Raw genomic sequence first — 13,211 nt, forward strand, 5'->3', positions numbered from 1 at the left:
GAGACGCCGCAGGTGGATTTATTACGCCGCGGCGTCTCCATTTTCCCTATATTGAGCCATACTTAATCGATTTTGTAATATGTCTAGCGATTCATTGCAGCTTAAAAAATCCCCCACCGTGTACGACGTGATCGTTGTAGGATCCGGGGCCGGAGGGGGAATGGCGGGATACGTGCTGGCCAATGCCGGCGTAAAGGTGTTGATGTTGGAAGCCGGTCCCTTTTTTGACCCGGCCAAGGACTCCCACCAGCTGGAAATGCCCTGGAAATCGCCACGTCGCGGTGCGGGTACGGTCCGTGCGTTCGGGGACTTCGACGCCGCGTATGGCGGATGGAAGATCGACGGCGAACCCTACACGCAAAAGGGGGATACCAAGTTCGAATGGTTCCGGGCCCGGATGCTGGGCGGCCGGACCAACCACTGGGGACGCATCTCCCTGCGCTTTGGGCCCGACGACTTCAAACCCCGCCGGCACGACGGCGTGAGCGCGGACTGGCCGGTCACGTATGAAGAAATCAAGCCTTATTACGACAAGATCGATCGCCTTCTGGGCATCTATGGATCGAAGGAAAATATAGAAAGCGAACCCGACGGGATCTTTATGGCTCCGCCGAAACCCCGGTTAAACGAACTCTTTATCAAACAGGCCGGGGACAAGATCGGGGTGAAGGTGTTGCCGGGCCGGGGCTCGGTGCTGACCGAACCGCTCAAGGACAACACGGACCGCAACCAGTGTTTTTATTGCGGGCAGTGCGGCCGCAGTTGTAAGATCTACGGGGACTTTTCGAGCTCTTCCTGTCTTGTGATCCCCGCCCTGAAGTCCGGGAACCTGGAAGTCATCCCGAACGCCATGGTCCGCGAGGTGCTCGTCGACAGCGAAGGCAAAGCCACCGGCGTTTCCTATGTCAGTAAAAAGGACCTCCAGGAATACCAGGTCCGGGGGAAAACGGTGATCCTTGCCGCCGGCGCCTGCGAGTCCGCCCGGCTGATGCTGAACTCCAAGTCCAAACGCTTCCCGAACGGCCTCGCCAACGGAAGCGGCCTCGTGGGAAAATTCCTTCACGACTCTACGGGTACCAGCACTTACGGGGTACTGCCCCAGCTCGCCGACCGGAAACGGTATAACGAGGACGGGGTGGGGAGCGTCCATATCTATGCACCCTGGCTAAAAGACAACAGCAAGCTCAACTTCCCCCGGGGGTATCATATCGAATTCGGGGGCGGATTGCACATGCCCTCCGCCGGGTATGGCGGCTTTGTCCCCCAGTTCAACGGCATGGTGCCGGGCCGGGACGGCAAAAAACGCGAGGCCGGCGGTTATGGCGCCGAGCTAAAGGACGACTACCGCCGCTGGTACGGCGCCACCATCGGGATGGCCGGAAGAGGGGTAGCCCTTGCAAGAGAAACAAATTATTGCGAGATTGACCCGAATACGGTGGACAAGTACGGGATACCCGTGCTCCGTTTCCAGTATACCTGGGGCCAGGAAGAAATCCTCCAGGCCAAACACCAGCAGGAAACGTTTGCCGAATTCATGCACGCCATGGGCGCCGTGATGTTGTACGGTAACCAGGGGCCCGCGAATAACTATGGCCTGGAAAACCCCGGTGTCATCATCCACGAAGTAGGAACCGCGCGGATGGGAGACGACCCGAAACGGTCGGTGCTCAACCGCTGGTGCCAGGCCCACGAATGCGACAACCTGTTCGTGGTGGACGGCGCGCCGTTTGTCCAACAGGGAGACAAAAACCCCACCTGGACCATCCTGGCGATGTCCATGCGGACATCGGAATATATTATTCAGCAAAAAAAGAAACTCAATATATCATGAACCGGAGAGACACACTAAAAGCCATCGGGTTAACCGCCCTGTCGGCGGGGACCCTCCTGGAAGCCTGCAACCCCAAGCCCGCGCCTGCGCCCGCTGCGGCCGCCACACCGACGGACGTCCCGGGCCGCGAACCCTTCGAGGTCGAACGGGACAAACGTTTGCAGGCCGAAAAGTTCTTTACGGACGCCGAGCTGGCGACCATCACCGTCCTGGTGGATATTATTATTCCTAAAGATGATCATTCCGGCAGCGCCTCCGAGGCCGGGGTGCCCGCTTATATCGAGTTTGTCTCCAAGGACGAGCCCGACACCCAGGTGCCCCTTCGGGGCGGACTGCGCTGGCTCGACCTCCAATGCCTGGAGCGCTATGGCCAGGCCTTTACTGGGTGCACCCACGACCAGCAGATCCAGCTCATCGACCAGATTGCCTATCCGGGGAAGGCGGATCCCGCCATGCAACAAGGGGTGGCGTTTTTTAGCCGCCTCCGGGACCTCACGGCTTCCGGGTTTTATACGAGCGAGATGGGGGTCAAGGATCTGGGGTACGTTGGCAACCGGCCAGGGACCTGGACCGGGGTGCCACCGGAGGTGCTCAAGCAGTACGGGCTCGAAGGGGTGTAGCGCCGCTGCGGCGACCCCGCCGGCGGCGCGCCGCTCAAGCGCGGCGGCCACCGGGGCGCCCAACTCCGGCGGGTCCGCCGCGCAGCGGCCGCCGCCGGTTTTTTTTCATCAAAATATCGCGCATGCTCTGGTACGAAAACGAAGTCCAAAGAGTAGAGAAAGAAAAAGGTAATTTGCCTTACGAGCCGAAAATGGTATTTTACGGCAGTTCTTCCATCCGTCTTTGGGAAAATTTATACGAGGATTTCGGGGCGTATCAGCCCGTGAACCTGGGTTTCGGCGGTTCTACACTAGCCGCCTGCGTATGGTTCTTCGACCGTCTGGTCGGGCAGTATCACCCGGAATCCATCATCGTGTATGCAGGGGATAATGACCTGGGGGACGGGCGGCACCCGGAGGAGGTGTTCATTTTTTTCCGGCAATTGGTGGCTTGCGTTAGGGACAGGTTTGGGGATATACCGCTGGCGTATATTTCCATCAAACCTAGCATCACCCGCTGGAATATTGTGGACAGCATCCGGTACACCAATACCCTGATCGAGGAAGAGATCCGGAACAAGGGAGGGAACCTGCACTACATTAACGTATACAACCGTATGCTGGACGGTACGGGGTATCCCAAACGGGACCTCCTCGATCCGGACGGCCTGCACATCAGCCCGAAAGGCTATGCGTTGTGGAAGGAAGTGGTAGGCAGCTATATTGCTACCTCGATTCATGACCAGAGAGTACCATAAGTGGTTTAGCCCGCTCCTTCAGCGGGACATGGAGTTGCTGGCCTTCGGGCATGCGGGCAACCCGGTTTTATTTTTCCCTACAAGAACCGCACGTTTTTACGACTATGAAGACTGGAAGGTCATCGAGGCCCTCCAGCCGAAGATCGAGGCCGGATCCATCCAGGTGTACTGCCTTGACAGCATTGACAAGGAAAGTTTTTACGCGAACCACATTCCCCCCGCCGCCCGCATCCACCGGCACCTCCTCTACGAACAATACGTCCTTCACGAGGTGATGGACCTCGTCCGCCGGCGGAACCCGGGTCCCGACCTCATCGCCGCCGGTTGCAGCCTGGGCGCGTACCACGCGGTCAACCTCGCGTTTAAATATCCCTGGATGTTTAAAAAGGTCGTTGGGCTCAGCGGGCGGTACGACCTGACCCTGAAAATGGAGCATTTCGAAGACCTCTTCGAAGGCTATATGGACGAAACGGTCTATTTCAATATGCCTGCCCGGTTTATCCCCAACCTCCACGACGAACAGCTCATCACTCAGCTCAAAAAGATGGAGATCATCTTTGTCGTCGGTCAACAGGACGCCTTTTTGGACAACAACCGCTACCTGAGCGATTCCCTCTGGCGGCAGGGGGTTTGGAACGCCCTTCATATCTGGGACGGCGAATCCCATAAAGCCCGTTATTGGCGTTATATGGTCCAACTTTATTTGTAAATTCATTGTATGCTTGCTAGCCTTCACCAAGACCCGGCGACGGGACACCGTTCCCTCCGCGCCACTGCACCCCTGCACGAGGGCCAGGTCCTGTGCGTCTTTTCGGCAGAAGACGTCCTCGATCATCCCACGCGTTTCACCCTTCAGATCGACGAGGGAAAGCACATCCTGCTTCACCCCGAGGCGCTCTGGTATACCAACCACAGCTGCTCACCCAATATTTTCTTTGACACCGAAACGATGGAGATCGTCTGTCTCCGGGACGTGGCCGCAGGGGAAGAACTCGCGTTCTTTTATCCCTCCACGGAATGGCGCATGGCGGAGCCCTTCGACTGCCACTGCGGCAACCCCGGGTGTCTGCACCGCATCAGTGGGGCATCCGTCTTGCCGAATGAGGTGCTCCAGCGTTATCGCCTGACGGCGTATGTTCAGCGGAAGTGGGCGGAGCGGGCCGGGCGCGCGGCGGCGGGCGGTGATGCCGCTCTCGCGCCTGAAGCGGGCGGCAATAGCGGGACATAAAAAAAAATGATGGAAACAGTGCACGATATACCCTCCGACCTTATGGTCTGGGTCCTCGTCCCTCAAGTGGAGACCGGCGATCCGAACATCGACTATTATTATGACTTTTCGCAGAGCATCGAGGAGTATACCCGTGTCTTTGCCGGCTGGAACCTGCCCTGGCGATGGCAGCCGGTACATCTGGACGACTATAAGGAAATCATCGCCAATATCCCCGCCAACTCCGAGGGCCGGCGCCCCCTGGTCTTTAACCTTTGCGACGGGGACGAGGTCAATGGGAGCCCGGGTATTTCCGTCCTGCGTGCACTGGAGGCCAGCGGGCTTCCCTTTACCGGTGCGGACGCTTTTTTCTACCAGGCCACGACGTCGAAGCTCGATATGAAGGCGTTTTTTGACGCCGCGGGTGTCCCGATGCCGGGGTACGAGGAAATGATCCCTTCCACGTTTCCCGTCAACGGCGTCTTTGAGCGCCTCGGCCGGCCGTTGATCGTCAAACCCGCCGTCTCCGCCGGGAGCATGGGCATCAGCGTCCGCTCCGTCGTACACACCAAGGAAGCCCTGGAGGAACAAGTCCTCGCCCTCGAAGAACGCTACCGGGGCTGGGCGCTGACCACCGGGGGCGTGCTGGCCGAACAGTTTATCAAAGGGGAGGAGTACACCACGCTGATCGTGGGACCCTGGGACCGGCCCGACCGGTGCAAGGTCTACCTACCCGTGGAGCGCGTCTTTCACCCGGCTTTGCCCGAGACCGAGCGCTTTTTGTCCTTTGACCGTCTTTGGGAGATATACGAGACCGAAAGCCCCATCGGGGACTACGAAGATTTTTATACCTACGAACTGCCGGAACGCAGCCTGATCCCTTCCATCCAGGCCGTCAGCCTCCAGGCGTATTGCGCGGTCCGCGGTACGGGCTATGGACGGGTAGACCTTCGCAGAGACCCGTCGGGTCAGCTTCGCGTCCTGGAGGTCAACGCGCAATGCGGTCTGTCGGAGGACGAAAACTATACGTCTATCGGGGCCATTTTGCGTTTGTCGGATATATCGTATGCCGAGCTCATCGCCGATATTATCAAGGATGCGTTGGAACGGTATCGCCCTGGCGGCGGCCGACCCGGGGAACCCGGGAGCCCTCGCTCATTAAACCCTTAAATTATGCGCATTTGCGTATTACAACCGGACTACTCGACGTCACAGGTCGACTATCAGTATTACGATCCCCCCCGGGACTTGTCGGTTTTTTTGCCCGAAGCCACCGTGGATCATGTATTCCTCAACAAGCTGACCGCCTATAGCCAGCTCCGCAATTTGCGCCGCCAGGGGTACGACATATTTGTCAACCTCTGCGAGGGATACCTCGACTGGAGCGTCCCGTCCATCGACGTCATCCACAGCCTGGAGCTCCTGAACCTGCCCTACACCGGGCCGTCCGCGCGGTTGTACGATCCGCCGAAGGAGCTCATGAAATACGTCGCCTATACCGAAGGGGTGGGGACGCCGCCCTACGTGGTGTTGCGCACTTTTGCCGACCTGGACGAGGTCGTCGCCAAAGTGGGCTTCCCGCTTTTTTTGAAACCGGCCAAGGCCGGCGACAGCCTGGGGGTCGACGAGCAGTCGCTCGTGCGGGACCGGGCTGCCCTCGAACGCAAGGCGGCGGCGCTTTGGGTGGACTACGATGAGATCATGGCGGAGGCGTATATCGAGGGGCGGGAGTTTACGGTGCTCGTGGCCGCTTCAGCTGCGGGTGGCGCGCCGGTGACGTTCAAGCCTGTCGAGTTCATCTTCCCCAAGGGCACCACCTTCAAAACGTATGCCCTAAAGACTTCAGAACTGCATCCGGAGGCCAATATCCCCTGCGCTGACCCCGCCCTGGAATCCTCACTGCGCGAAGCTTCCGCGCGGATCTTCGAGGCCTTTGGGGGTGTGGGATACGCGCGGTTGGATTTTCGCGTGGACGCGGCGGGGAAACTATTTTTCCTTGAAATAAACTTTACCTGCTCCGTGTTCTATACGGAAGGATACGAAGGGTCGGCGGATTATATCCTGCGTTTTGACGGGATCGGGCCGCAGGGGTTTTTGCGGCACATCGTCGCCGAGGGTATCGCGCGTCACCGGCGTAAGCAAAAGAAATACCACGTCAAGGGCAGCCCCATCTCGGGATATGGCATTTACGCCGCGCGGGCGATCGCCCCGGGGGAAAGCATCTTCGACGGCGAGGACCGGGCGCAGCGCATCGTGACGCGGAGCTTTGTCGCCCGTCACTGGACGCCGGCGCAGCAGGAGCTTTTCCGGCACTATGCGTACCCGTTGAGCCGGGAGGTGTTTATCCTTTGGGACAAGGACCCCGCGGCCTGGGCGCCGCAGAACCACAGCTGTAACCCGAATACGGAGTATCGCGGGCTTAACGTGTATGCCCGGCGGGCCATCGCTCCCGGGGAAGAACTGACGTTGGACTACGCAACGATGATGGACGATACGCTCGAACCGTTTGCCTGTCAGTGCGGGGATCCCGCGTGCCGCGGCGTGATCCGCGGGACAACGGGGAATACGGTGACGGCCCGCGAGGCGGCGCGCGCCGCCGGTGCGGCGGAGAACGCAGGTGCAAACGGTGCGACGGACGTGACGGGTGTCGCGGGCGCAAATGGCGCGACGGGCGCGACCGGCGCCGGGACGATGGACAAACAAACGAAGTGAACAATGCCAGGACTCAGCGCACTTAGACGAATTTTCCTACAGCACAAATACCGGTTGACACTGACCTATTCCCTGTTTGGTCTGGAGATGCTGGGTAATCTTTTACGGCCGTTTTTTCTGGGGGAGGCGGTGAACGACCTGCTCAAGGGGAGTTACCGGGGGCTGATCATTTTGGCGCTTGTCCATTTTGGCTACCTGGCGGTGGGGACGCTCCGGCACATGGTGGATACCCGTACGTATACGTCCATTTATACACAGTTGGTGACGCGGATGCTGACGCGGGATTTTGATGATACCGACGTGTCGCGGTTGAGCGCGCATTCGACCCTGGCGAGGGAATTTATCGACTTCCTGGAATTCGACCTCAACTTTATCATCGAGGCGGTGTACAACCTGGTCGGGTCCCTGGTGCTCCTGTTTTTTTATGACAAGGTCGTGGTGCTGGTTTGCCTGGCCATCCTGGTGCCCGTGGTCCTGATCAGCTACCGGTATGGCCAGCAAATGAAACGCCTTACCCGGTTTAAGAACGACGAGCTGGAGCTCCAGGTGGACGTGATTTCGACCCGGGACGAGCGGGAGATCAACCGGCACTACCGGTTGCTGCGTAAATGGCAGATCCGGATTTCGGACCGGGAGGCCTGGAACTTCGGGGTCATGGAACTCCTCGTCCTGCTGGTGATCACTGCCTCGCTTCTCCTGATCACCCATGGGAAGACATTGCTGGCAGGGGACATCATCGGGATATATACCTACATCCTCAAGTTCGTGTCGGGTCTGGATACCATCCCCTATACGGTCCAGCGTTATAGTTCACTCAAAGATATCTCCGAACGGATCGAAGTAGAAGCCGAGGATTTTTGAGAATCCTTATATTCGTGAGCCATGCAATACCGCCTCGTCATCCTCGCCCTTTGGGGAGCGGCCCTTTGGGGAACCGCCCTGCTGGGCGCCACCGCCCTCCGGGCCCAAGACACCGCCCAGTACGTCGTTCCCGGCCGGTCCAACGACCGCGCCCAGGAAAAAAAGCCCTATGTCATCCTGATCTCGGCGGATGGTTTCCGGGCTGACCTGGCGGACAAATACCAGGCGACCAACCTCATCCGGCTCCGGTCTTCCGGGGTGCAGGCGGCGTATATGGAGTCTTCTTTTCCTTCCGTTACTTTTCCCAATCATTATACGCTGGTGACGGGTCTTTATCCCTCCCACCACGGGCTGGTGGACAACCGGTTTTATGACCATGGCCGGAATGCGTTCTACAGTATGTCGAACAAAAAAACGGTAACGGACAGCTCCTGGTATGGAGGGGTGCCCCTCTGGACGCTGGCCGAGCAACAGCATTTGCTCAGCGCCAGCTTTTACTGGGTAGGATCGGAGGCCGCCATCGGCGGTCTGCTCCCTACGTACTATTATCACTACAACACGGCCATTCCCATAGACGCCCGCATCCAAACCGTCGTAGACTGGCTTCAGTTGCCGGAAGACAAACGGCCGCACCTCATTGCTTTTTATTTCCCCGAAGTCGATCATGCGGAACATTTGTACGGCCCCGACGCCTGGCAGGTCCGCTCGGCCGTCCAGTTCGTAGACCAAAGCGTGGGGAAGATGGTGGATGCGGTCAACGGGCTTGACCTGGCGGTGAACTTTATTTTTGTGTCGGATCACGGCATGACCCCGGTGGATACGGCCCACCTCATCGATCCCCTGACACCCGCGGACACCGCGGCCTTTACCGTGGTGACGGGGGCGACGATGATCCACATGACCTCCCGCACCGGTGACAAAAAAGTAATTAAAGCCACCTACGCCCGGCTCAAAGCGGCGGCGAGCGGTTATGATGTGTACCTGGCCGACGATGTGCCTTCCCGCTGGCACTATGGCAAACGCGACGACCGCTACGACAGGATAGGGGACATCATCCTCGTTCCCCAGCCCCCGCATGTTTTTGGCAGACCAGGGGATCACATCCACATCGGCGAACACGGGTTCGATCCCGCGCTCCCCGACATGCACGCCACCTTTTATGCATGGGGACCCGCCTTCAAACCAAAACAAACCATCGGCGCTTTTGAGAACGTGAACGTATATCCGCTGGTGGCCAGGATATTGGGCCTCCCCTATACCGAAAAGATTGACGGAAAACCCGGTGTTTTGGACGGAATTCTTCGATAATTCAGGTAATACTACGCTTGGCCCGCGTTCCCTCTTGTCCTTATTTTGCGGTCTTCAGACCTTACCTATGTATATCGACGTTGATGCGCGCGCCCTCCGCAGGGGTGTTTTTCGCCTCCAGGGTATTCTGGATTGGTATGCCGGCCAGGAGTGGGCGGCGCCGAGCCTTATGTACCTGGGGCGTCGCAGCCGGGTGAGGCCGTCGGTGTCGGTGGTGCAGGCTTCTTCGGGGCCGGAGGCTGCCCCGGGGCATGGGGCCACGGGCGGCTCCGGACATGGCGCCGCTTCTTCGGCGCACGGCAATGCCGCCGCCCACGGCGCAGGCTCCGGCCACGGCGCGACTCCCGCCCCGCACAGCGCGGGCCCTGGCCAAGGCTCCGCCCCGGGGCAGGGCTCCCGCCCCTCCCCCAAACCCCGCGCCCCCAAGAAAAAAGAACCCCTCGACGAGGTCCAGACCGTCTTCCTGTATTTTATCGAGCACGGCGTCCTTCCCGTGGCCCACGACAAGTACACGTTGGACATGATCCAGCACCGGCTGCTCGAACAGCTCCAAAAGGACCCCCACTTTTTTGGGGCGCCCTCCGGCGGGAGCGTCTTTTCCTATGAACTCCTGGACATCCTGCTGAACAACCGTTCCGCACTGCCCCGGTTGCTGAGCCAGTTTGGCGAAGCGCCTCTCGAAGACCTCTACGCCCATACGATGGAAAGCGGCATCGTCAGCCGCTGGACCAGCTGGCTGTCCGACGTACCCGGGTTGGAGATACGGACCCTGCGCTGGAAAACACTCTTACTATCCCTTTCTCATACGGGCGGACGCATATCCCTTGACAGCTATTCAAAAGTGGAAAAGGGCATCGTCCTCTACCTCCTGCGGGAAATGCAGCCCGCCCAGCTTTTCCGCTGGGTGGGCCAGCTTCCCCCTCCCAAGCTCGAAAAGCTAATGGTCACCCTGGACATCCGGTTGGGCGCCGGGGCCGACCTGTCCGAACTGCTGGCTTCCATCCAGGAACAAACCAGCTACCTGGTCCCGCCTTCCCCGAAAACGCCTATCGAGGAGACAGGCGTCTACGTAGACAACGCCGGTCTCGTCCTGCTGTATCCCTTCCTGCAAACCCTTTTCCAGGAACTCGGCTGGGTGGACGCCATGGGTTTTGTCCAGGAAAACTTCCACCAGCGCGCCGTCCTGCTAACCCAATACCTCGTACACACCGCCGATGTATTTCCTGAATACACCCTTTACCTCAATAAGCTGTTGTGCGGTTATCCCCTCGACGCCACCCTTCCCCTCGGCCCCGATGAAGACAGCAAGCGCGAGCACGAAAGAGCCACCCAGCTCCTCTACACCGTCCTCAGCCAATGGACCCTCAACGGCCAGCCCGTCAATGCCCACGTCAACGGTCTGCGCAACTCCTGGCTCCGGAGACGCGGCAAGCTTTTCCGCCGGGAAAACGACTGGGTCCTCCAGGTCGAGCAAAGGGCCTTCGATGTGATCCTGAATAGTTTGTCCTGGAACACGCGGATGATACAGTTGCCCTGGATGCGGGAGGTGTTGTGGGTGGAGTGGGGATAGTAGTTACCGAATTTTTGCCTTATCTTTGCCGGCCCGCAAGGGACCCGTCGGTTATACCGGCCTCCTTTTGCGCCTTTGGAGAGGTGGCAGAGCGGTTGATTGTGGCGGTCTCGAAAACCGTTGTGGGTAACACCACCGGGGGTTCGAATCCCCCCCTCTCCGCAACACGCCAGCCACAGCGCGGCCGACGAAGTCGGCCGCGTTTTTTGTTCGCAGCGAACGGCAAAAAACACTGCGCGTCGCGCAGCGCTGTGGCGGGTCGGCTGCAGGCCCTCCTCCCAAGGATCAGCGGAGCCCGCGACAGCGGGCGCAGCTAATCTCTCACTCTGCAGACAATAGTAAAAGCGCTCAGCCTCCCCAAAATAAATTTGCAAAATCTCTAAGTCAATCGTAATATTGCAATGAAACAATAAAAAAATGGGGCTGACCAAATCCGAAATATTCACTGACAATCAGAACAAGCTGGCTTCCATGATGAAGGCCCTGGCCCATCCAGCCCGGATCGCCATCATCCAAAACCTGATTAAGTCCAACGCTTGCGTCAACGGCCAACTCGTCGAAGAACTTGGCCTTGCCCAACCCACCATTTCCCAACACCTGAAAGAATTGAAGAACGCTGGCTTGATCCAAGGCACCATCGAAGGCACCAGCGTATGCTACTGCATCGACCCCAAGACCTGGGCACAATATCAGAAAGATTTTGGCGCCCTCTTCGCCGCCTACAAAGACGATGAAAACTGCGCCTGTTGAGCGCTTTTTTTTACACCAAATGATCGTTATATCGCAATATTAAAATAGACTTGCTATGGCCAACAAACACAGATTGCTATTTGTCTGCATCCACAACAGCGCCCGCAGCCAGATGGCCGAAGCTTTTCTCAAAAAATACGGGGATGACGTCTTCGAGGTCGAGAGCGCCGGCCTGGAACCCGCTCCCATCAACCCCAATGTAATAGAAGTGATGGGCGAGGCCGGCATCGACCTCCACCATAAGGGCACCCAGGATGTCTTCGACCTCTTCCGCAAAGGCCGGATGTACAATGTCGTTGTCACCGTCTGCGACCAAGCCAGCGCCGAACGATGCCCTATCTTCCCCGGTATGACAAAACGCCTCGCCTGGTCCTTCCCCGACCCTTCCACCTTCGAGGGTAGCCATGAGGAAGTCCTTCAAAAGACCCGCGAAGTCCGAGACGAGATCGAGGAGAAGATCAAAGACTTCGCTCTTGAAGCCCGACAGATCAGCTATTGGATAAAATAATTATTTATCAGATTAAACATACCACCATGCAAACAAGCACGCAAACCACCGAAGAACTAAAAGAACTCGTCCGCCAGAAATACAGCGAGATCGCCCTCCAGGATAAAGACAGCAACGCCGCCTCCTGTTGCGGTTCGGGATGTTGCTCCATCGAAACGGCCAACATCATGACCGACGATTACAGCACTCTGGAAGGCTATAACCCCGACGCCGACCTGGGCCTTGGCTGCGGTCTTCCCACCCAATTCGCCCGGATCAAAAAAGGCGACATTGTCATCGACCTGGGCTCCGGTGCCGGTAACGACGCATTCGTCGCCCGTGCAGAAACCGGGGAGACAGGCAAAGTCATCGGCATCGACTTCACCCCCGCCATGATCGACAAGGCCCGCCAGAACGCCGAAAAGCTCGGCTTCCACAACGTCGAATTCCGCCAGGGCGATATTGAAAAAATGCCCGTCACCAGCAACGTTGCCGACGTCATCGTCTCCAACTGCGTCCTCAACCTGGTACCTAACAAATACGGCGTCATCCAGGAAGTATACCGCGTCCTCAAACCCGGCGGCCACTTCAGCATATCCGATATTGTGCTCGACGGTACCCTGCCCCCGCAGATCCAGCAAGCCGCCGAAATGTATGCGGGCTGCGTCTCCGGCGCTATCCAAAAGCAAGCCTACCTCGAACTGATCGACGTCAACGGCTTTAAGAAGGTCGTTCTTCAGAAAGAAAAGGCCATCCATATCCCCGACGACATTCTATCCCAATACCTCAGCACAGAAGAGATCGCGGCCTTCCGCGCTTCCGGCACCGGCATCCTGAGCGTCACCGTTTACGGTGAAAAGCCCAAAGACGCCGCCTGTTGCGCTCCCGGCTGTTGCAGTTAACCAGGCAAGCGGCTATCCTGATCGGGTAGCCATTCCCAACTGTCATCCAATATATCGAACCCGATACAAATCCTTCCATGAACATGACCACCTTCCCCGCGACAAAAGCTATCTATATGAATCCCCGGAAAAACATTATCCGCATGATCCTGGTGGCCCTGGGTGTCATTGCGGTCTGCTGTATCCTGCTCAGCCTTTCCGGCTGTTCACCCAATTAAGCGTACAG

Annotated in this window: 14 protein-coding genes and 1 tRNA gene; all 15 read left to right on the forward strand. The window is 58.3% G+C overall.

The features are described 5' to 3' along the window. Positions 1 to 79 precede the first annotated feature (79 nt). Complete coding sequence (locus EDB95_RS12545; RefSeq protein WP_133994089.1) at positions 80 to 1,831, forward strand: GMC family oxidoreductase; 1,752 nt, start codon at positions 80 to 82, stop codon at positions 1,829 to 1,831. Next, positions 1,828 to 2,451 (forward strand): gluconate 2-dehydrogenase subunit 3 family protein, encoded by a 624-nt coding sequence (locus EDB95_RS12550; protein ID WP_133994091.1) that lies wholly within the window; start codon positions 1,828 to 1,830, stop codon positions 2,449 to 2,451. The genes EDB95_RS12545 and EDB95_RS12550 overlap by 4 nt, the downstream gene beginning before the upstream one ends. Before the next feature lie 122 nt (positions 2,452 to 2,573). Further along, complete coding sequence (locus tag EDB95_RS12555) at positions 2,574 to 3,188, forward strand: SGNH/GDSL hydrolase family protein (RefSeq protein ID WP_133994093.1); 615 nt, start codon at positions 2,574 to 2,576, stop codon at positions 3,186 to 3,188. Beyond that, positions 3,169 to 3,897: an esterase family protein gene (locus tag EDB95_RS12560; RefSeq protein WP_133994095.1), complete on the forward strand. Its 729-nt coding sequence runs from the start codon at positions 3,169 to 3,171 to the stop codon at positions 3,895 to 3,897. The genes EDB95_RS12555 and EDB95_RS12560 overlap by 20 nt, the downstream gene beginning before the upstream one ends. Before the next feature lie 9 nt (positions 3,898 to 3,906). Next, complete coding sequence (locus EDB95_RS12565) at positions 3,907 to 4,416, forward strand: SET domain-containing protein-lysine N-methyltransferase (RefSeq protein ID WP_133994097.1); 510 nt, start codon at positions 3,907 to 3,909, stop codon at positions 4,414 to 4,416. 9 nt (positions 4,417 to 4,425) lie between these two features. Further along, positions 4,426 to 5,565, forward strand: coding sequence for a D-alanine--D-alanine ligase family protein (locus EDB95_RS12570; protein WP_162852575.1), 1,140 nt, complete (start codon positions 4,426 to 4,428; stop codon positions 5,563 to 5,565). A 3-nt stretch (positions 5,566 to 5,568) separates the two neighbouring features. Continuing rightward, positions 5,569 to 7,107, forward strand: coding sequence for an SET domain-containing protein-lysine N-methyltransferase (locus EDB95_RS12575; protein ID WP_133994101.1), 1,539 nt, complete (start codon positions 5,569 to 5,571; stop codon positions 7,105 to 7,107). A 3-nt stretch (positions 7,108 to 7,110) separates the two neighbouring features. Continuing rightward, positions 7,111 to 7,968, forward strand: coding sequence for an ABC transporter six-transmembrane domain-containing protein (locus EDB95_RS12580; RefSeq protein WP_133994103.1), 858 nt, complete (start codon positions 7,111 to 7,113; stop codon positions 7,966 to 7,968). Between the two features lie 21 nt (positions 7,969 to 7,989). Beyond that, positions 7,990 to 9,276 (forward strand): alkaline phosphatase family protein, encoded by a 1,287-nt coding sequence (locus EDB95_RS12585; RefSeq protein ID WP_133994105.1) that lies wholly within the window; start codon positions 7,990 to 7,992, stop codon positions 9,274 to 9,276. Positions 9,277 to 9,343: 67 nt separating this feature from the next. After that, entirely contained in the window at positions 9,344 to 10,846 is a 1,503-nt protein-coding gene (locus EDB95_RS12590) for a contractile injection system tape measure protein (protein ID WP_133994107.1), read from the forward strand. Between the two features lie 77 nt (positions 10,847 to 10,923). After that, positions 10,924 to 11,008 (forward strand) — tRNA-Ser (locus tag EDB95_RS12595). Positions 11,009 to 11,263: 255 nt separating this feature from the next. After that, positions 11,264 to 11,596 (forward strand): ArsR/SmtB family transcription factor, encoded by a 333-nt coding sequence (locus EDB95_RS12600; RefSeq protein WP_133994109.1) that lies wholly within the window; start codon positions 11,264 to 11,266, stop codon positions 11,594 to 11,596. 55 nt (positions 11,597 to 11,651) lie between these two features. Beyond that, entirely contained in the window at positions 11,652 to 12,104 is a 453-nt protein-coding gene (locus EDB95_RS12605) for an arsenate reductase ArsC (RefSeq protein WP_133994111.1), read from the forward strand. Between the two features lie 26 nt (positions 12,105 to 12,130). Continuing rightward, positions 12,131 to 12,985 (forward strand): arsenite methyltransferase, encoded by an 855-nt coding sequence (locus EDB95_RS12610; protein ID WP_133994113.1) that lies wholly within the window; start codon positions 12,131 to 12,133, stop codon positions 12,983 to 12,985. A 77-nt stretch (positions 12,986 to 13,062) separates the two neighbouring features. Continuing rightward, positions 13,063 to 13,203, forward strand: a complete 141-nt coding sequence (locus EDB95_RS27295; RefSeq protein ID WP_162852576.1) for a hypothetical protein — start codon at positions 13,063 to 13,065, stop codon at positions 13,201 to 13,203. Positions 13,204 to 13,211 lie beyond the last annotated feature (8 nt).

Source organism: Dinghuibacter silviterrae (assembly GCF_004366355.1).
Classification (GTDB): Bacteria; Bacteroidota; Bacteroidia; order Chitinophagales; family Chitinophagaceae; genus Dinghuibacter; species Dinghuibacter silviterrae.

What these genes read in the sequence shown, in the direction of transcription:
- EDB95_RS12545 (WP_133994089.1), top strand. Translation starts at nt 80, where the DNA reads ATGTCTAGCGATTCATTGCAGCTTAAAAAATCCCCCACCGTGTACGAC.
- EDB95_RS12550 (WP_133994091.1), top strand. Translation starts at nt 1,828, where the DNA reads ATGAACCGGAGAGACACACTAAAAGCCATCGGGTTAACCGCCCTGTCG.
- EDB95_RS12555 (WP_133994093.1), top strand. Translation starts at nt 2,574, where the DNA reads ATGCTCTGGTACGAAAACGAAGTCCAAAGAGTAGAGAAAGAAAAAGGT.
- EDB95_RS12560 (WP_133994095.1), top strand. Translation starts at nt 3,169, where the DNA reads ATGACCAGAGAGTACCATAAGTGGTTTAGCCCGCTCCTTCAGCGGGAC.
- EDB95_RS12565 (WP_133994097.1), top strand. Translation starts at nt 3,907, where the DNA reads ATGCTTGCTAGCCTTCACCAAGACCCGGCGACGGGACACCGTTCCCTC.
- EDB95_RS12570 (WP_162852575.1), top strand. Translation starts at nt 4,426, where the DNA reads ATGGAAACAGTGCACGATATACCCTCCGACCTTATGGTCTGGGTCCTC.
- EDB95_RS12575 (WP_133994101.1), top strand. Translation starts at nt 5,569, where the DNA reads ATGCGCATTTGCGTATTACAACCGGACTACTCGACGTCACAGGTCGAC.
- EDB95_RS12580 (WP_133994103.1), top strand. Translation starts at nt 7,111, where the DNA reads ATGCCAGGACTCAGCGCACTTAGACGAATTTTCCTACAGCACAAATAC.
- EDB95_RS12585 (WP_133994105.1), top strand. Translation starts at nt 7,990, where the DNA reads ATGCAATACCGCCTCGTCATCCTCGCCCTTTGGGGAGCGGCCCTTTGG.
- EDB95_RS12590 (WP_133994107.1), top strand. Translation starts at nt 9,344, where the DNA reads ATGTATATCGACGTTGATGCGCGCGCCCTCCGCAGGGGTGTTTTTCGC.
- EDB95_RS12600 (WP_133994109.1), top strand. Translation starts at nt 11,264, where the DNA reads ATGGGGCTGACCAAATCCGAAATATTCACTGACAATCAGAACAAGCTG.
- EDB95_RS12605 (WP_133994111.1), top strand. Translation starts at nt 11,652, where the DNA reads ATGGCCAACAAACACAGATTGCTATTTGTCTGCATCCACAACAGCGCC.
- EDB95_RS12610 (WP_133994113.1), top strand. Translation starts at nt 12,131, where the DNA reads ATGCAAACAAGCACGCAAACCACCGAAGAACTAAAAGAACTCGTCCGC.
- EDB95_RS27295 (WP_162852576.1), top strand. Translation starts at nt 13,063, where the DNA reads ATGAACATGACCACCTTCCCCGCGACAAAAGCTATCTATATGAATCCC.